This window comes from uncultured Gilvimarinus sp. (assembly GCF_963972205.1).
Lineage (GTDB): Bacteria > Pseudomonadota > Gammaproteobacteria > Pseudomonadales > Cellvibrionaceae > Gilvimarinus > Gilvimarinus japonicus.
Genome location: NZ_CAXAUC010000001.1, coordinates 518,990 through 536,356 on the forward strand (window position 1 = coordinate 518,990; position 17,367 = coordinate 536,356).

20 protein-coding genes and 1 tRNA gene are annotated in these 17,367 nt (G+C 53.7%); 13 read left to right on the forward strand and 8 right to left on the reverse strand.

Annotated features, from left to right (window positions below; all coding sequences use genetic code 11):
• Window positions 1-2 precede the first annotated feature (2 nt).
• The 5 genes from bcp (at window position 3) to AACY82_RS02205 (ending at window position 4,172) form a co-directional block, all read left to right on the forward strand.
• Complete coding sequence (bcp, locus tag AACY82_RS02185) at window positions 3-473, forward strand: thioredoxin-dependent thiol peroxidase (protein WP_339615121.1); 471 nt, start codon at window positions 3-5, stop codon at window positions 471-473.
• A gap of 310 nt (window positions 474-783) precedes the next feature.
• Window positions 784-1,221: a helix-turn-helix domain-containing protein gene (locus AACY82_RS02190; RefSeq protein WP_041523159.1), complete on the forward strand. Its 438-nt coding sequence runs from the start codon at window positions 784-786 to the stop codon at window positions 1,219-1,221.
• Between the two features lie 120 nt (window positions 1,222-1,341).
• Entirely contained in the window at window positions 1,342-1,674 is a 333-nt protein-coding gene (gene yajC / locus AACY82_RS02195) for a preprotein translocase subunit YajC (protein ID WP_339615122.1), read from the forward strand.
• Window positions 1,675-1,743: 69 nt separating this feature from the next.
• Window positions 1,744-2,733 carry a D-cysteine desulfhydrase family protein gene (locus tag AACY82_RS02200; RefSeq protein ID WP_339615123.1) on the forward strand — a complete coding sequence of 330 codons (990 nt, stop codon included), beginning with the start codon at window positions 1,744-1,746 and terminating at the stop codon, window positions 2,731-2,733.
• A gap of 83 nt (window positions 2,734-2,816) precedes the next feature.
• Window positions 2,817-4,172, forward strand: coding sequence for a sodium:alanine symporter family protein (locus AACY82_RS02205; RefSeq protein ID WP_339615124.1), 1,356 nt, complete (start codon window positions 2,817-2,819; stop codon window positions 4,170-4,172).
• A gap of 75 nt (window positions 4,173-4,247) precedes the next feature.
• On the opposite strand, the gene AACY82_RS02210 is transcribed toward AACY82_RS02205, so the two are convergent.
• The 7 genes from AACY82_RS02210 to AACY82_RS02240 form a co-directional block, all read right to left on the reverse strand.
• The gene (locus tag AACY82_RS02210) at window positions 4,248-4,583 is read right to left on the reverse strand and encodes a TusE/DsrC/DsvC family sulfur relay protein (protein ID WP_339615125.1); all 336 of its coding nucleotides are present in this window, start codon (window positions 4,581-4,583) and stop codon (window positions 4,248-4,250) included.
• Between the two features lies 1 nt (window position 4,584).
• Complete coding sequence (gene tusB, locus AACY82_RS02215; protein ID WP_339615126.1) at window positions 4,585-4,893, reverse strand: sulfurtransferase complex subunit TusB; 309 nt, start codon at window positions 4,891-4,893, stop codon at window positions 4,585-4,587.
• Window positions 4,893-5,252: a sulfurtransferase complex subunit TusC gene (gene tusC, locus AACY82_RS02220; protein WP_339615127.1), complete on the reverse strand. Its 360-nt coding sequence runs from the start codon at window positions 5,250-5,252 to the stop codon at window positions 4,893-4,895. The genes tusB and tusC overlap by 1 nt, the downstream gene beginning before the upstream one ends.
• 8 nt (window positions 5,253-5,260) lie before the next feature.
• Window positions 5,261-5,653, reverse strand: coding sequence for a sulfurtransferase complex subunit TusD (tusD, locus tag AACY82_RS02225; protein WP_339615128.1), 393 nt, complete (start codon window positions 5,651-5,653; stop codon window positions 5,261-5,263).
• A gap of 46 nt (window positions 5,654-5,699) precedes the next feature.
• Window positions 5,700-6,362 carry a Bax inhibitor-1/YccA family protein gene (locus tag AACY82_RS02230; RefSeq protein WP_339615592.1) on the reverse strand — a complete coding sequence of 221 codons (663 nt, stop codon included), beginning with the start codon at window positions 6,360-6,362 and terminating at the stop codon, window positions 5,700-5,702.
• A 273-nt stretch (window positions 6,363-6,635) separates the two neighbouring features.
• Window positions 6,636-6,726: transfer RNA gene (locus AACY82_RS02235), tRNA-Ser, on the reverse strand.
• A 147-nt stretch (window positions 6,727-6,873) separates the two neighbouring features.
• Window positions 6,874-10,038: an Rne/Rng family ribonuclease gene (locus AACY82_RS02240; RefSeq protein ID WP_339615129.1), complete on the reverse strand. Its 3,165-nt coding sequence runs from the start codon at window positions 10,036-10,038 to the stop codon at window positions 6,874-6,876.
• 732 nt (window positions 10,039-10,770) lie between these two features.
• Here AACY82_RS02240 and rluC point away from each other — a divergent pair.
• The gene (rluC, locus tag AACY82_RS02245) at window positions 10,771-11,778 is read left to right on the forward strand and encodes a 23S rRNA pseudouridine(955/2504/2580) synthase RluC (RefSeq protein ID WP_339615130.1); all 1,008 of its coding nucleotides are present in this window, start codon (window positions 10,771-10,773) and stop codon (window positions 11,776-11,778) included.
• Window positions 11,779-11,836: 58 nt separating this feature from the next.
• Entirely contained in the window at window positions 11,837-12,475 is a 639-nt protein-coding gene (locus AACY82_RS02250; protein WP_339615131.1) for an HAD-IA family hydrolase, read from the forward strand.
• 28 nt (window positions 12,476-12,503) lie between these two features.
• Here the strand turns inward: AACY82_RS02250 and AACY82_RS02255 are convergent, their stop codons facing one another.
• Complete coding sequence (locus AACY82_RS02255) at window positions 12,504-13,094, reverse strand: Maf family nucleotide pyrophosphatase (RefSeq protein ID WP_339615132.1); 591 nt, start codon at window positions 13,092-13,094, stop codon at window positions 12,504-12,506.
• A gap of 251 nt (window positions 13,095-13,345) precedes the next feature.
• Here AACY82_RS02255 and AACY82_RS02260 point away from each other — a divergent pair, with 251 nt between their 5' ends.
• The 6 genes from AACY82_RS02260 (at window position 13,346) to acpP (ending at window position 17,331) form a co-directional block, all read left to right on the forward strand.
• A complete protein-coding gene (locus AACY82_RS02260) occupies window positions 13,346-13,888 on the forward strand; it encodes a YceD family protein (RefSeq protein ID WP_339615133.1) in 543 nt (180 codons plus the stop codon).
• Between the two features lie 69 nt (window positions 13,889-13,957).
• Entirely contained in the window at window positions 13,958-14,140 is a 183-nt protein-coding gene (gene rpmF / locus AACY82_RS02265) for a 50S ribosomal protein L32 (protein WP_041523172.1), read from the forward strand.
• Between the two features lie 25 nt (window positions 14,141-14,165).
• Complete coding sequence (gene plsX / locus AACY82_RS02270; RefSeq protein ID WP_339615134.1) at window positions 14,166-15,161, forward strand: phosphate acyltransferase PlsX; 996 nt, start codon at window positions 14,166-14,168, stop codon at window positions 15,159-15,161.
• Window positions 15,162-15,197: 36 nt separating this feature from the next.
• Window positions 15,198-16,139, forward strand: a complete 942-nt coding sequence (gene fabD, locus AACY82_RS02275) for an ACP S-malonyltransferase (protein ID WP_339615135.1) — start codon at window positions 15,198-15,200, stop codon at window positions 16,137-16,139.
• Window positions 16,140-16,160: 21 nt separating this feature from the next.
• Window positions 16,161-16,904, forward strand: a complete 744-nt coding sequence (gene fabG / locus AACY82_RS02280) for a 3-oxoacyl-ACP reductase FabG (protein WP_339615136.1) — start codon at window positions 16,161-16,163, stop codon at window positions 16,902-16,904.
• 190 nt (window positions 16,905-17,094) lie between these two features.
• A complete protein-coding gene (gene acpP, locus AACY82_RS02285) occupies window positions 17,095-17,331 on the forward strand; it encodes an acyl carrier protein (protein ID WP_007640684.1) in 237 nt (78 codons plus the stop codon).
• The last annotated feature ends 36 nt before the right edge of the window (window positions 17,332-17,367 follow it).

Consider the following 17,367-nt stretch of genomic DNA (forward strand, 5'->3'; position numbering starts at 1 on the left):
CAATGAGTTTCCCTAAACTGGGCAATTTAGCCCCAGCGTTTACCTTGCAAAATCAAAATGGCGATAAAGTTAGCTTAAAAGACTTTCGCGGCAAGAAAAACGTGGTTTTGTATTTTTACCCCAAGGCGATGACGCCGGGTTGCACGGTTCAGGCTTGTGGTTTGCGGGACACACAAACCGAGCTCGATGAGTTGGATGCGGTGGTGCTGGCGGTGAGCCCAGACCCGGTGGCGAAGCTGGCAAAATTTGTCGATAAGCATCAACTTAATTTTACGCTGCTGTCCGATGAGGACCATGCCATTGCCGATAAGTACGGTGCGTGGGGGTTGAAAAAGTTTATGGGGCGCGAGTTTATGGGCATATTGCGCACCACGTTTTTTATCAATAAAGAGGGCCGGTTAACGCATATTTTTGATAAGGTCAAAACCAAAACACACGACCAGGACGTGCTGGCTTATCTAAACGGGCAATAATGGGGCAATCGGGAGGCTAATCTCTGGCAATATGTGACTCGGTGCAAAAAATCATCTGATAGTCGCGAAGAGATTAATAATAATACGCCAGATAGCCTATAATCTCGGTTCGTAGGCAGGCGCGAGCGCCTGAGCGTGTAGCCCCTTATAGCAGATCCATCTATTGGCGCCTGTTTCGGCACTATAGAAATCTTAAAGTATCGGGGAAACACATTGCCAGCAGTGCTGGCACCCTTTATATTAATGTCTGCCAATTAACAAGCGTCGCCAAAGGTAGGCACTAACCAAGGCCCGGCACAAGGAGAGCCTAATGATTCAACTACAGCGACTTAATCCCCAAGTGACAGATGAGGATGGATTTGCCCGATCTGGAATCCGCTCGTACCATGAATATGTCGTGTTGGCGAAGTTGCCAGAGGTTGAAGGGGTTTCCGATCGAGTGCTAGAAGCCCTGCAAAAACGAGTGGGTCATGCACCGATGGCAATTGAGCATATCGCCGATGACCTAAACCTGTCCAAGCGTACATTACAACGTCGCTTACAGCAGCAGGGCGCGAGTTTTGCTCAGCTGCGTGATAGTTTGCGCTTTCACTATGCTATTAAATACCTTATTGACGATCATATGAGCGTTGATTCGGTGTCGTCGTCCCTCGATTTCTCGGATCGAACCAGTTTTACCAATGCTTTTAAGCGCTGGACGAATTTGTCCCCCAGTGTATTCCGCAAATTGTTTCGCGATTACGCTTAATCCCGCTCTGCCAAGGCTGCCCAAGGGCAGCCTAGCCCTGTATTTATCCTCTCTCGACGTTGGCAAAATCTGCCAAACACGGTAGAGTTACGCCTCTTTTAAGCTAATGAGGTTTTCCCTATGGGATTTTTTGTACAGTCCGCTTGGGCACAAGGTCAGGCAGCTCCGCAAGGCGCACCTATGTACGTTAACTTGCTGATGTTTGGCGGCCTGTTTCTGTTTATGTATCTGCTGATTATCCGTCCGCAGCGCAAGCGTCAAAAAGAGCACAAAGACCTGGTTTCGAGCTTAAAGAAAGGCGATGAAGTCCTGTTAACCAGCGGTATGCTGGGTAAAGTGCTTAAAGTCGACGAGAACTATATTGTGCTGGAAACCGGCGCGAATATTGAACTGAAGTTTCAAAAGTCAGCGGTTCACGCGGTGCTGCCTAAAGGTACCATTAAGTCTATCTAAAGGAGCCTGCGCCTTTGCTGCAGCTCTGATAGTGTAGGGCCAGTTGTATCTTAAAGAACGGAGAACACCATGCCAGATGGCTTAGCGTACCCCGATCGGATCTCACTGGCCCAACTTCCTACCCCGTTGCAATGTCTCTCTTATCCCGCTGTTAGCGAGCGCCGTTTATGGTGCAAACGCGATGATCTTACCGGCTGCTTGTTAAGTGGCAATAAGGTTCGCAAGCTCGAGTTTGTACTTGCCGATGCGCTGGCGCAAGGCGCGGATACGCTTATTACTTGTGGTGGCTTACAGTCTAACCACTGCCGGGCGACAGCGTTGCTCGCCGCGCAGCTTGGGCTTGGTTGTCAATTGGTGTTGCGTGGCGAGCAGCCCGCTATTGCCGATGGTAATTTGCTTTTGAGCCAGTTAGCGGGCGCCGATGTTAGCTGTTACCCCGTGCGTCGCTACCATCACCACTTACCTGAATTATTACATGAGCACGCCGAGCGTTTGCGCAACGCCGGCCGCAAGCCCTATATTATTCCTACAGGCGCCAGCGATGGTGTTGGCGTGTGGGGTTATATCGCTTGCGCACAGGAGCTGGCGGTCCAGTTTAACGCTGAGGCTATTCGCGCACCGCTTGTGGTGTGCGCGGCAGGCTCTGGCGGAACCCTAGCCGGTTTGGCGGCGGGCTTATCGCTTTATTGCCCCGAGGCGCAAGTGCTCGGAGTAGCCGTGTGTGATGATGCTGACTACTTTTACCGCCGGGTGCACGAGGATCTGAGCGCGTGTCGCGATCGCTACCCAAGTTTTGGTTTAATTGAGCCGAAAAACTTTATGGTGGTCGATGATTATATTGGCCCCGGCTACGCCCAAGGTTACCCCGAAGTGTTCGACACTATTGCCACCTTAGCCCGTCATACGGGGGTGGTGTTGGACCCGGTCTATACCGCCAAGGCATTTTATGGAATGCTGGAGCAGCTGCGCCTAGACAAATTTAGCGCTCGCGATGTTGTGTTTGTGCATACGGGCGGTATTTTTGGCATCTACCCCGAGCGCACGTCATTGTCGCGCTGAACCAGCGCCGTGAATAGCCGTTTGCTCGGCCGGCCTGTAGGCAGAAGTCATTAATCGCTCAACCTTCGATATAGGTAATAACCATGGATGAAATACTCGGCATCTTAAACAGCGTCAGCAGCGTGGTCTGGGGGCCCTTGATGTTGCTTTTGTTGGTGGGCACGGGTGTGTTTTTGATGCTGCGCCTTAAGGGGTTTCCGTTGCGCCGCTTGGGCACCGGGTTTGCCTTGTTGTGGCAGGGGCGAAAACCTCAAGGGAAGGGTGATGTCAGCCCCTTTAACGCACTTATGACGGCGCTGGCAGCCACGATAGGCACCGGCAACATCGTTGGCGTTGCTACGGCCATTGGGCTCGGTGGTCCCGGCGCTTTATTTTGGATGTGGTGCAGTGCGTTGGTGGGCATGGCAACCAAGTACGCCGAGGCTGTGTGTGCGGTTCACTACCGCGAGAAAGACAGCGCCGGGCTGAGTGTGGGCGGCCCGATGTATTATATTAAAAACGGCTTGGGCGCGCGCTGGGCCTGGCTGGGCACGGCATTTGCCATATTTGGCTGTGCGGCGGGATTTGGCATTGGCAATACCGTGCAGGCGCACTCTGTGGCAGATGCGCTACACGGTGATTTAGCCATTCCTAAGCTGCTAACGGGCGTGTTGCTTATGGTTTTGGTGGGTGCCGTATTGCTCGGCGGCGTAAAGCGTATCGCGCAAGTGGCGGGGCGCTTGGTCCCCTTTATGGGCGTCGCTTATATTGTCTGTGGTTTGTTGGTGATTGCGGTGCACGCCGATGCGGTGCCGGCAGCGTTAGTGCTGATAGTTGAGAGTGCGTTTAATGGACAGGCCGCGGCCGGCGGCTTTGCCGGTGCCGGCGTGGCTATGGCGATTCAGTTTGGCGTTGCTCGCGGGGTATTCTCCAACGAGGCGGGCCTTGGTAGCGCCCCAATTGCCCATGCCGCGGCGGCAACGGGTAACCCTGTGCGTCAAGGTATGATTGCGATGCTAGGCACATTTATCGATACTTTGGTAGTTTGCTCTATTACCGGGATTGCGATTGTGGCCAGCGGTGCCTGGCAAGGGGGGGCGAAAGGCGCTTTGATGTCGCAGTCTGCGTTTGCCAGCGCTCTACCGTTTGGCGAGCTGTTTATTACGTTGGCGATTGCCTTGTTTGCGTTTACCACTATGCTGGGCTGGAGCTACTATGGCGAACGCTGCGCCCAATATTTGTGGGGCACAAAAGCTATTACCCCGTTTCGTGTGTTGTGGGTATTGGCGATCGGGGTTGGCGCAATGGCTAACTTATCGTTGGTGTGGATTGTTGCCGATATCTTAAATGCGTTAATGGCAATACCAAATTTGATCGCGCTGTTTTTATTATCTGGCGTGGTGGTAACTCTTACTCGCAAATACGCCAAGTCCGGTCACGCGGCGACGGATGATCAATAAATTTTTAAAGGCTTGTGCGTTTAGTCTTGAGCGGCTTGGATTGTGTTGTGCCGTGTTGTGCTAAATATGCATTACTTAAAAGCAGTTGGCCGGGCGCGGTAGCCCGGCTATTTTGCTAACCAGCAGTGCCGGGTGGGGGGCAAACAACCCCATTAAATAGATACTGCGACCTTTCTCTTTTCCGAGTTCTTGTTGCGTGTAACGCACCAGTGCACGACTCGCAGGCGATAGCTCGAACTCACGATAAAACGCTTGCGCTAACGCTATAATCTCCCAGTGATTATCGGTTAGGGTGATTTGTTCGGCTGCCGCTAGTTGCTGTGCAACGCTCGGGCTCCAGTCGCTCCGATTGCGTAAGTATCCGTCTTGGTCAAGTGCCGGTAGTGAGTTTTGGTTGCCTGACGTTGTCATGTTAGTACCAGCTTTGAATCGTTTCGTGCTCGCAGCTTAACCTAACAAACCCCTGATAATCTGTTAAGACAATACCGGCGGCCAGTTGCGCGTCTAACCCTCGCGCCGCTAAATCGCTTGCAAGCGCGTATACCTTTATACCGCGCTTAGTGGCATCGTCTAACAGTTTGGCGGTAGGGGCCGCTGTTAGGGCGCCGTAGGTGCCATCTTCAATCAACAGCAGACTGTCTCCAGACGCGCAAAGGCTAAGACACGATTTAAGTGCCTGGTCAGTAAAAGGTGATTTATTAACCGTGTGTAAAGTGCCCATCAGAAACTTAGTAGGTGGTCGTGTTGTGATATTAGCTGGCGGACTTGGTCGTCAGTCAACCACTGCACGGTATCAATGCAAATAGCCTGCGCACTAAGGCCGCGCTGGTGCGCGGATGGCTGATGCGCATAAACAGTCTCGATGCCAAACATTTCTAGTGCGCTTAAGTTTCGCGCCACACTTTTTTGAATGCCGGCCAGCGGTTGCTGCTGGTCTTTTAATTGCCAGACGCCATCATCCATTAACAGCAGTGCAATATTTTGCTCAAAGGCTGCCGCCGCTAACACCGCTTCTAAAGCTTCGCGGGCGAGCGCATTGCCGTAGGGGGAGTGGCGGCTGATACACAATATAGACTTCATACGCTGCTCTAGGGGCCGAAGGTCAAAACGCGATCCGACACCGCGCTGGCCTCGATAAGCTGGCCCAAACCGCTTAGTTCAAATTCGGGGGCGAGGTTGTCGTTGCTTTTTTGATAGCGTTTTGCCTCTGTTGGGTCTAGCACACCGCGCCTTAACGCCGCCGCAATGCACACCACGGCATCCAATTGGTGTTGCTTAATAAGCTGAGTCCAGCAGGCGGGTAAGTCGTGTTCATCTTGTGGCGGGGCGGCCAACCGTGTGGCGTTATAAACACCATCGGCGTAAAAAAAAAGTCGATAAATGCTGTGGCCGTCGGCAAGGGCTGCTTGGGCAAAGGCTAGTGCGCTTTGGCTCGCACTGTCACCGTAAGGTGCACCTAAAATAACAAGGGTAAATTTCATCGTAGAAAAGCAAAGTCCCTTGCGGGACTTTGCTTTGGTTTAAGTCTTAATCGTCTGCGGCGCCCAGCAGGTGAAGTAGGCTGGTAAAGATATTAATAATGGCCAGGTACAGAGACGTTGTCGCCATTAAGTAGTTGCGCTCGCCACCGTGAATAATGGCACTGGTTTGAAACAAAATAACCGCTGACATCAGCAGTACAATACCGGCAGAGAAAGCCAGGCTAAGTACCGGCATTGGGTAGCCAAACATGGAAGCGCCAACCAGCAGTAGCATACAACCGATCATCACCATCATGCCCATGGCAATAAAGCCATGCATAAAGCTAAAGTCTTTGCGGGTTACCAGGGCGTAAGCCGACAAACCTAAAAAGGTAAAAGCTGTGCCGCCAAGCGCTTGAAGCACAATGCTGGCACCGTTGGCCGAAGCCAGATAGTGATTGATGATGGGGCCGAGGCCAGCACCGATCAAACCGGTAAAAGCGAAGACAACGCCAATGCCTGCCGAAGAGTTGGCGGTGCGGGGCAACACAAACCAAATAAGCCCCATGGCGACGAGAGTCATGATCAAGCCAGCGCCGTAGCTTAAATTAACAGCCATGGCAGCGCCCGCGGTAATCGCCGAGAAAATCAAGGTAATGCTCAGCAGCAAATAAGTATTGCGCAGAACACGGCTTACGTCTGTGGCATCTACCTGTGCGGTTGAGCCCATTCGCGTATTGGCTGCAGTGCGTACATGTTGCATTTAATCTCTCCAAGCAAAAATGATGGTACTTAATGATACAAGCTTAGTTGCCCAATGCAAGCTTAATAGGGCGTTGCGCGGGTAATAACTGGGCACCCAGATAAACGCCCTGATCCTCATCGTATTATGGGGGCTGTATCGATTTTTTAAAGAGAAGCTTTGATGTTTTGTAGGTAAACTTTAGACATAAAAAAAGCGCCGGGTTAAGGCGCTTTTTTTACAGCTGCATGCAGCTCGATATGGCGGAAGGGCAGGGATTTGAACCCTGGGTAGGCTATTAACCTACGCCGGTTTTCAAGACCGGTGCATTCAACCACTCTGCCACCCTTCCGAAGTGGGGCGAATTATACATGGGTTTTTATTGAGGGCAAGTGCTTGAGGGGAAAAAGTTTAGGTTTTTCGGTCACTTGGCTGATTGCTGGACAAACTGGGGAAAATTTATCCGAACCGGCGAGCAGCCGGTTCGGATAATGCGGGCTTAGGACTCGCTTGTGGCGCTATTCGCGACGCGCGGGTCGTTGCTCGGACGTTCAAGTTTGCGCGGATTGTGGCCGACCCGAGAGGGTTGGCTGGTGTCCAGCGCGCGCGGCAGTGGTCGGGTGCGTGTCTCGGTCAAAATACGCACCGCCGAAACCGGCTTGGGCGACAACCGTGGGTCATTGCCTGCCCGGCTAAACTCACGTGCCGTCGGGCGTTCACCGTTTTTGCGGCTAATAGCTACGTTTGACGGCGCGGCCGACCTTTCTGCCGGAACCTTCACCTCGGTTTGGGTGGTAGGCGCCTGCGCGATGGCGGGTTCTTTAGTGTCCGTTTCGGCTAGAGGCTCGTCCGCTTTGGTCTGATTAGCCGACTGCTCCGCGACTGTCTCGGTGACTGCCGGTTCAGCCTTGGGTTCATCCGTGCTGTTAGTAGCTTTGGCGCCCGCTTCTGGACTTTCGGCTTTTGCGGTAGCTTGAGCCGTCGGGGCCGCTTGTGGTTCGGCGACCGCCTCTGGCACCGCCTTGGCTTCGGCCGTTGTCTGCTGAGTCACGTCATCCTGAGCGGTCGGGGTAGCAGCTTCTTCCGTCGGGGAGGAGGCCGGTTTGTCCTCACGCTTATTTGCCATCTCTGCGTTGGCTTGAGTCTGCTTAGGCTCCGTCGCTGCTTTGTCAGATGGCTCGGCCGGCGTTGTAGGCTCGGTTTGAGCGGTGACTTGGCTAGGCGCCCGCTTGGGCTCCTGATTGCGCGGCTCTTGAGCGTCAGGCTCTGGCTGAGGCTTTGTTTGACGAGCGGGACGCTGCTCCGCCGTTTGCGGTTTGTCGCTATTTTCACGGCTCTCGGCGCGCTTTTCGGCGGCGGCTTGAGGTTTTTCGGCCGGCTCGCGGGTAACACTAGCCTCGGCGCCGTTTTTGGCACTTGCCTGCGACTCGTCGCTCTGCTCGCTGGTTTGCGTGTTCTGCTCACCGTCAGTATCGCGGCGACGGCGACGTTGGTTGCCACGGCGACGGCCTGCAGGGCGCTTGGGCGGACGTTGCTCGTCGGAATTTCCGTCTTTTGCGGGCGTGTTTTCAGTGTTGCTTTTAACGCTTTGCTCAGACGTCGATTCTTCTTGCTGCTGTGCGCGAGGGCTGTCGTCGTTACTGCGGTTGCGGTTGCGATTTCTGTTGCGTCCGCGTCGGCCGCGACCGTTGCGAGACTCGCCGCGCTCATTGCTGTTGTTGCTGTCGTTTGCGTTGTTGCTATCTTTGTTGCCGCGCGGCTCGGAGCTGTCGTCTTTCGGCTCGTTGTTTTTGCGCTTATTGCCGGTATCTTTTTGCGACTTCTTGCCTTGGTTGTCGCGCTCGTCGTCGCGTGTGCCGTTGCGACGTTTGCCGCCACGACGGTTGCGGTTTTGCGATGAGCGGTTGCGGTCGTTGCGCTGATCGCCGCCTTTGCGTTGCTGGCCCTTGCCTTTGGTGTTGCTCTTATCGTTTTCGTCTTCCGAGTCAAACACCTCTTGTAGCCAGCTGATCAAACGCTTGATGAGGCCTGGCTCGGGTTTTACTTCGGGCGTTGGCGCTTGCTGCAGCGGGGCCGTAGGCTTAACCAGTGGTTGTGGCAATTTAACCGGCGCTTCATCGGTGATAGTTTCGGGCTCGACGTGCTCTTCGGTGGCAACAATCTTGTAGCTGGTTTCCAGTGTGCCTTCGTCGTCATCGCGCAAGCGTTGAACTTCAAAGTGCGGCGTCGTCATCTCAGCGTTGGGTACCACAACCACGCGAGTGCTGTTGCGCTGCTCAATGTTGAAAATCGTTTTACGTTTTTCGTTGAGCAGGTAAGTCGCGACCGAGGTGGGGGCAATGGCGCGAATCTCGGCGCTGCGCTCTTTTTGTGCTTCGTCTTCCACCAGGCGCAAAATAGACAGTGCCAAAGACCGAGTACCGCGAATGGTGCCTTGGCCGTTACAACGTGGACACACTTTTGAATGCACTTCGCCAAGGGATGGGCGCAAACGCTGGCGCGACATTTCTAGCAAGCCAAAACGTGAGATGCGGCCAATTTGTACTCGAGCGCGATCCATTGCCAGCGCATCGCGAATGCGGTTTTCGACTTCGCGTTGGTTGCGGCTCGATTGCATATCGATAAAGTCAATCACCACCAGACCGCCCATGTCGCGCAAGCGCAGCTGGCGGGCGATTTCATCGGCCGCTTCAAGGTTGGTTTGGGTGGCGGTTTCTTCGATGTCACCGCCTTTGGTGGCGCGCGAAGAGTTGATGTCGATGGAGACCAAGGCCTCTGTCACATCAATGACGATTGAGCCGCCCGACGGCAACTTCACTTCGCGCTGGAATGCGGTTTCGATTTGGCTTTCGATTTGGTAGCGATTAAACAGAGGAATATCGTCTTCGTACAGTTTTACGCGACTGCCAAAGTTGGGCATCACCTGGCCGATAAAGCCTGAGGCAAGCTCAAAAGATTCTTTGTTGTCGACAATGACTTCGCCGACATCTTGACGCAAGTAATCGCGAATCGCGCGAATAATAACGTTGCTTTCTTGAAACAAAAACGCCGGAGCTTTGGCATCTTGGGCGCCTTTATCGATCGACTCCCACAATTGCAATAGGTAGTTTAAATCCCATTGCAGTTCTTCGGCGCTGCGGCCAACACCGGCGGTGCGAATAATGATGCCCATGCCGTTGGGGATGGTAACTTGGCTGAGTGCGTCGCGCAGCTCGGCGCGATCTTCACCTTCGATGCGACGGGAAATACCGCCGGCGCGAGGATTGTTTGGCATCAGTACCAAGTAACGGCCGGCCAGGCTAATAAAGGTCGTTAAAGCCGCGCCTTTGTTGCCGCGCTCTTCTTTATCGACTTGAACAATAACTTCAGTGCCTTCTTTAACCACGTCTTTAATTTTGACGCGGCCTTCACTGTCGTTGGGGGATTTGCTGAAATATTCGCGGGATATTTCTTTGAGGGGCAAAAAGCCGTGGCGCTCGGCGCCGTAGTCGACAAACGCAGCCTCAAGGCTGGGTTCCACTCGGGTGATGCGGCCTTTGTAGATGTTGGCCTTTTTTTGCTCGCGATTACGGTTTTCGATGTCAAGGTCGTACAGCCATTGGCCATCAACCAGCGCAACACGCAACTCTTCAGGTTGGGTTGCATTAATAAGCATTCTTTTCATGCGTTTCCTAGTCTTTTCGTTGGGCGCAGCGTGCCCACGCGACTGTCAACGCTCCTGTGTCTTGCACAACCCTATAGACTGCGCGCTACATTCTGCTCGCGTCAGCGGTTGTCTGATGCTTATTGAACTTCGTCGTCGCCCCGAGCCTGGTGGCTGTCGTGGGGTCGAAATGTCAATATTAATCGTTAACCCGTATTTACCAGTTTTTGCCCGGGTTTACCCGGTAACGCCTAATTTAGGCTGTTTAGCGCAGTCTGCGTATCGCAGCTAGTTGTCGCAGTTAGGGCAGATATTGCCGTTTTTACCATCAACACTAAGAGTCGCTCTATGAGTCTATCTTTTGGGCCGCGAGCAGTTGCTCGTTAGGGCCGGTCTCATGGTTTAACTTCTGCCAGCAAGAGCTTGGTATTCAAGTTACAAAACACATTCAGCGGATCAGTCGCATTGCGCTTGCTGCGCAATGGTTCCGGTGCTCGCGCGGGATCGGGGTCTTATGTTCCCGATCAGGGCGCGCGTCACACCCTTCATCATTTTGCCGGTTCTGTACACATTTTGTGTTTTAAAACAGAGCCTTAGCTGGCAGCGGTATTCCCTCGCGACACGCCTAAAACGCTATGTCCGGAAACCTGCCTGTCCCAGCAGGCTCGAATATAACAGCTAAAGCAATACCCGGCAAATCAAATTGCGGGCCACAGTACCGGTGGCCCGCGGTTTGCTGTTATTATGCCGCCCATGAATAACCAGCCTACAATAGCGTTCGATCTCGACGAGCGTTTTTCTCAAGTCCAGTATTTGGAGGTCGACGCTGACCAGTCGGGTCAGCGCATCGATAACTATCTGGTCGCGCGCCTTAAAGGGGTGCCGCGCACTCACGTGTATAAGTTGTTGCGCAAGGGCGAGGTGCGTGTCAATAAAGGCCGTGTAAAGGCCGATTACCGTTTGCACGCGGGGGATGTGGTGCGTTTGCCGCCGCTTAAAGTGGCCAAAAAGGCGCCCCCAAAGCAGCTCAGTCAAGGGTTGGGGCGAGCCCTGGAGGCGGCGATAATTTATGAGGACGACGGCTTGTTGGTGGTTAATAAGCCGCCGGGCCTAGCAGTACATGGCGGCAGTGGGGTCGACTTGGGGTTGATTGAGGCGCTGCGCCAAATGCGGCCAGATGCGCGCTACCTTGAGTTGGTTCACCGGCTCGACCGAGACACCTCTGGCTGCATCATGATCGCCAAAAAACGCAGCTACCTGCGGCATTTACAGCAAGCGCTGCGCGATAAAACAGCCGGTCGTGGCGGCATTACTAAAATTTATCAGGCTTTGGCTTTGGGGGGCTGGCCCAAGCGGGTGTCCCGCGTTAGTGCTCCTTTATTAAAGCTAGAGCAAAGTGGCGGCCTGGAGCGTATCGTCAAGATTCACCCCGAGGGTAAACCCAGTATTACCGAGTTTTCGGTGGTACAGCGCTACCGTGATTACACGCTACTTGAGGCGCGCCCGGTAACCGGCCGCACTCACCAGATTCGGGTGCACGCTCAGTTTAAGCAGTGCCCGTTGCTGGGGGATGAAAAGTACGGAGATGATAGTGCTAACCGTGAGGCGCAAAAGCTCGGGCTTAAGCGGCATTTTTTGCACGCCAGCGCCCTGATGTTTGTGCTGCCGGGCGCCTCGGATGTTACTCGCGTGGAGGCGCCTTTGTCGGCTGACCTTGCCGGCGTGTTGCAATTGCTTGAGGCGCAAAAGCTCGAAGGTTAAAACGTAATGTTTAACGTGTTGTAAGAGTGTGTTGGGTAAAGGTGGGGAGTAATAAAGGTTGCTGTATATATTTGATTGGGACGGCACGTTAAGTGACTCGACCGGCACTATCGTTACGGCGATGCAGCGTGCCGCAGAGGATTTGGGTTGGCAGCGCCCCGAGCGCGACGATGTGCGTAATATTATCGGTTTGGGGTTGCCCGAAGCGTTGCGGGTGCTGTACCCCGAGATTGATGCGGCAACTGCCGAGCGCTTGCGAGCGCTTTACAGTGAACATTTTTTGGCAATTGATCAGGCGGAGCCTGCGCAGTTTTATCCGCGTGTGATGGACTCCTTAGAGGCATTGCGACAAGAGGGGCATCAGTTGGCGGTGGCTACCGGTAAAAGTCGGCGAGGCTTGGATCGGGTGCTCACCCGGTTAAAGCTTGATGGGTATTTTCATGCCAGCCGCTGCGCCGATGAAACGGCATCTAAGCCCGATCCGCAGATGCTGCACGAGCTGTTGCTGCAATTTGGCACGCAGGCGAGTCAGGCTGTTATGGTGGGTGACACTGAGTACGACATGGAGATGGCGCGTCGCGCCGAAATGCCGCGTATAGCCGTGAGTTATGGGGCCCACACCGCCGAGCGTTTGCACCCTTATGAGCCGGCGCTTTGTATGGATTGCTTTTCTGAGATTTTAGCGTGGCAGCGTTAGGTGCCGGCAGCTTGTAAGAGGGTGGCGTTCAGGTCGCGTTTGCCAGTGGGTCGATGCCCGCTTTGCGGAGCATGCTGGTGAGGCGAATCAGCGGCAGCCCGATAAGTGTGTTGGGGTCGTCTCCTGCCAGTGATTCAAATAAGGTAATCCCCAGTCCTTCACACTTAAAGCTGCCTGCGCAGTCGTAGGGCTGCTCGCGGATTAGGTAGTTGCGAAGCTGGGTGTCTGTCAGGTCGCGGAAGCTGGCCTGGTAAAGTTCGACCGCCAGTTGCTCATTACCAGTGGCGCTGTCGTAAAGGCAAAGCCCGGTATAAAAGGTGACGGTTTTGCCGCGTGAGCGCTGCAGCTGCGCTAATGCGTTGGCAAAGGTGCCGGGTTTGCCGAGCCGCTCTCCGTCGGCCCAGGCGACTTGATCTGAGCCAATAATAAGCGCGTTGCTGTGTCTGTCGTTAAGGGCGCGAGCTTTGCCGCTGGCCAGTCGCCTGGCGAGTGCCTCAGGCGCCTCATTGGCGAGTGGTGTTTCATCGATGTTGGGCGCGGCGGCGACAAAATCGAGACCTAGCCGGCGGAGCAGCGCCTGCCGATATGGAGAGCTGGAGGCAAGGACGATTGGCTGCATTTGTCTGTAATCCTATATTGCCTGTCTATAAAGAGTAGAGTGTCGCCGTTTTGTTTTGTTGGGCGGCTGCACGCCTACGCATTTATACAAAGGAAGGCGGCAAGTCTTGTGGTTACGGTTGCGCATGGTACCGCAAATTGAGCGCTACTCGTAAAATGTCAGCCGGTTTTGCCCGCAAGCCTGAAAATAGTGGGGTTGGAGGGTTATTTTTCTTTGACAGATGCGGTTTCGATCCCTATCATTGCGCGCTTATGTCTCAGCCACCCTTTAGTCAGCCGCTGCCACGTCAGGGCGATCCGCGAAAATATGCTCAGCAGGGCATTGAGATCTCGGGTTTTGTTGATTTAAAACAGCTGCCTAGATTGACCTCAGCGGTGGCAGATGAGAATGCAAGGTTTGCGGTTGTTCTGTCGTTTAAGATAGATGAAGAGCGCAAGCGAGTGGTGCAGGGCAGTATCGAGGGCGAGGTGGGGTTAACCTGTCAGCGCTGCTTGGATACGGTTCGTGTGCCCTTGGTGTGTGCGGTTAATCTCGGCATTGTCTGGGATGAAGAGCAGGCAAAAACCTTACCGCGTGATCGCGATCCTTGGATCGCCGAGGAAGGCCCGGCAGAGTTCTACGATGTTGTCGAAGAAGAGCTGCTGTTAAGTCTACCTCCGGTCGCTTATCACGATCACGCATGTGTACCCTCCGAGCACTTTGTTAGCAAAGCGCCCGAGACAGGGGCTCAAGAGCAACCGAAACAAAACCCGTTTCAAGTTCTGGAGCAACTTAAAGGAACGCCGAAAAAATAGAAGGCTTGTTGTTTATAGTTTTCTTTGAGGCGCCCCAGCTTCAGTTTTTTGTTATATAGGAGTTATATCATGGCCGTACAGAAAAGTAAGAAGACTCGTTCCAAGCGCGGTATGCGTCGTTCACACGATGCGTTGACTGGGCCGACCTTGTCTGTTGATCCAACCAGTGGTGAAAAACACCTTCGTCATCACGTCAGCGCCGACGGTTTTTACCGTGGTCGCAAAGTGATCGACATCGCATCTGACGAGTAAGTATTAGCGACAAGACGATTCTCCATTGTCTGAGCCAATACGACTAGCTGTAGATGCTATGAGCGGGGACTTCGGTCCCCGCGTTGCTATCCCCGCGGCAATTGAGTTTGCTCGCACCTCTCCCGATGCTCATTTGTTATTGTTTGGTGAGCGCACTGCAATGGAGCGAGAGCTTCATACCTCTGTCCCCTCTAATATTGACTTTATCGATACATCAGCTGCGGTGGCGATGGATGCCGATCCGCGTCAGGCGTTGCGCCAGGGCAGTGACACATCTATGTGGCAAACCTTGTTGGCGGTGGCAGACAAGCGCGCCGATGCCTGCGTTAGTGCGGGCAACACCGGCGCGTTAATGTTGATTAGTCGACGTTTGATTGGCATGTTGGCGGGGGTCGAGGTGCCGGCAATTTGCAAGGCGATGCCGGTGCGCTCAGGCGTTACTTTGATGTTGGATCTGGGCGCTAATATCCACTGCAGCAGCGCTCAGTTATTGCAGTTTGCCAAAATGGGTGGTGTGTTGGCGCGCGCTAGCGGTGTCGCAGCCCCCAAAGCGGCGCTACTGAATATTGGCACCGAGGCCGGCAAGGGTACGGCGATTATCCGGGAGGCGGCCAAACTGCTGGCGCAAGCCGAAGATTTTGAGTACGCGGGTTTTGTTGAGGCTGATGCGATATACAGTGGTCACGTACACGTGATTGTCTGCGACGGTTTTAGCGGCAATATCGCTCTTAAGGCCAGTGAGGGGGTTGCGCGCTTGATTGCCGGCCGTATCGAGGAGAGCTTTACAGGCGGTTTTGGTCGGCTGGCGGTGCCACTAATGTGGCCTCTGATTCGTCGCTGGCGAGCAGAGTTGAACCCGGATGCTTATAATGGCGCGATATTGGCGGGTCTTGCCGGAGCGGTTATTAAAAGCCATGGCGGAGCCTCGACGATGGCGACAGTCCACGCGCTGCATCTCGCCTACGAGCAAGCACGCTTTAAATCGACTGAAAAAATGGCACGCGCAATGAGTGCGGCCTAACGAATTTGTTTAATCAGATTGGAAGAGTTAACGATTATGGCCACAGATAACTTGGCGTTTGTATTCCCGGGGCAAGGTTCACAGCAAATTGGTATGTTGGAGCCGCTGGCGGCGGAGTATCCGATTGTGCAGCAGACCTTTGCCGAAGCATCCGACGTGCTTGGCTACGACCTTTGGGATCGCGTACAAAATGGCACGCAAGAAGAAATCAATTTGACTGAGTGCACTCAGCCGCTACTGTTAACGGCTAGCGTTGCGATTTGGCGAGTGTGGGAGCAGTGCGGTGGTGCCAAGCCCGCACTTTTGGCAGGCCATAGCTTGGGTGAGTGGTCGGCATTAGTTTGTGCTGGTGTTGTTTCATTTGCTGATGCCGTTGCGTTAGTGCGTCAGCGGGGCAAGCTAATGCAAGAGGCAGTACCGGCGGGCCAGGGTGCGATGGCGGCAATTATCGGTCTTGCCGATGACGCGGTTTTGGCCGCCTGTGCATCAGCGGCCGATGGCGAGATTGTGGCGGCCGTTAACTTTAACTCTCCAGGACAAGTGGTGATCGCTGGGCACAATGCAGCCGTCGAGCGCGCTATGGCGGCTTGTAAAGAGGCGGGCGCCAAGCGTGCGCTGGCCCTGCCGGTGAGTGCGCCGTTTCATACCGAATTAATGCGTCCGGCCGCCGACGGTCTAGCCATCTGGGTCGAAGAGGTGGAGTTTCATGCACCTCAAATCGCGGTTGTGCACAATGTGCACGCGCGCACTGAAAGCGATCCGGCGAAAATCAAAGCGCTCATGATCGAGCAAATATACAGCCCGGTATTATGGGTTGATTGTGTTAATACGCTGGCGAACGCGGGAGTCGAAACCTTGATCGAGTGTGGCCCCGGCAAAGTGTTGGCTGGCCTGGCAAAGCGCATTAACAAATCATTAAGCGCCAGCTCTATTGAAAACCCTGCCGAGCTGGCGGCGGCAGTGGCGCAACATCAGTAAATCTCAAAAGGCGAGAAGGATATGACTACAGATAACAAGGTCGCATTGGTTACCGGTGCAAGTCGCGGAATCGGTGCGGCGATTGCCGAGCAGTTGGCCCGTACCGGTGCTACCGTTGTTGGTACGGCTACTAGCGAAAAGGGCGCGGCGGCCATTACCGAGCGTTTTAACGAGCAAGGTCTGAATGGTGTTGGCAAAGTGTTAAACGTAACAGATGCCGATTCGGTTGCAGGGCTTTTGAAGGACGTCCAACAGGAGTATGGTGTACCCCTGATATTAGTGAATAACGCAGGCATTACTAAAGATAATCTGTTGATGCGGATGTCTGATGAAGAGTGGTTTGATGTTGTTAACACTAATCTCAGTGCTGTTTACCGGCTCAGTAAAGCGGTGCTTCGCGGCATGATGAAAAGTCGCTGGGGCCGGATTATAAATGTCGGCTCGGTAGTGGGTGCCATGGGCAATGCTGGGCAGTCTAACTACGCGGCAACCAAAGCGGGGGCGGCAGGTTTTGCTCGCTCATTGGCGGCTGAGGTTGGCTCGCGCGGTATTACAGTAAACACTGTCGCGCCTGGCTTTATTGATACTGATATGACGCGTATATTGCCCGACGAGCAAAAAGCTCAGCTGCTAAGTAAGATTCCGCTGGGGCGCTTAGGTAAGCCTGAGGAAATCGCTGCAGTCGTTGGATTTTTGGCCTCTGACGCTGGCGCTTACGTTTCGGGTGAGACAATACACGTCAATGGCGGCATGTATATGAATTAAAGCGGTCTGTAACTGACTGTTTTAAAAAGAAAAAGGGCAAAAAGATAAAGAAATTTTGTCTTATGCGTTACAACGCGGCAAAAATAGATGTAAAATGCGCATCGATTTCGCCGTAGAAAATCTGGAACCGTCAAATGGTTCTGAACATGACGGTTTCGTCGATACTACCTATTAGGAGTTGAATTAGATCATGAGCAGCATTGAAGAACGCGTAAAAAAAATCGTTGCTGAGCAACTGGGCGTTAAAGAAGACGAAGTGAAGAACGAAGCTTCTTTCGTTGAAGATTTAGGCGCGGATTCTCTGGACACCGTAGAGTTGGTGATGGCTCTGGAAGAAGAATTCGAGACCGAAATTCCAGATGAAGAAGCCGAAAAGATCACCACAGTTCAGTTGGCCATCGATTACATCAATGCCAATTTGGCCTAATCTGCAACAAGTTTGGTAGCAGGTTTCGCGAAAGCC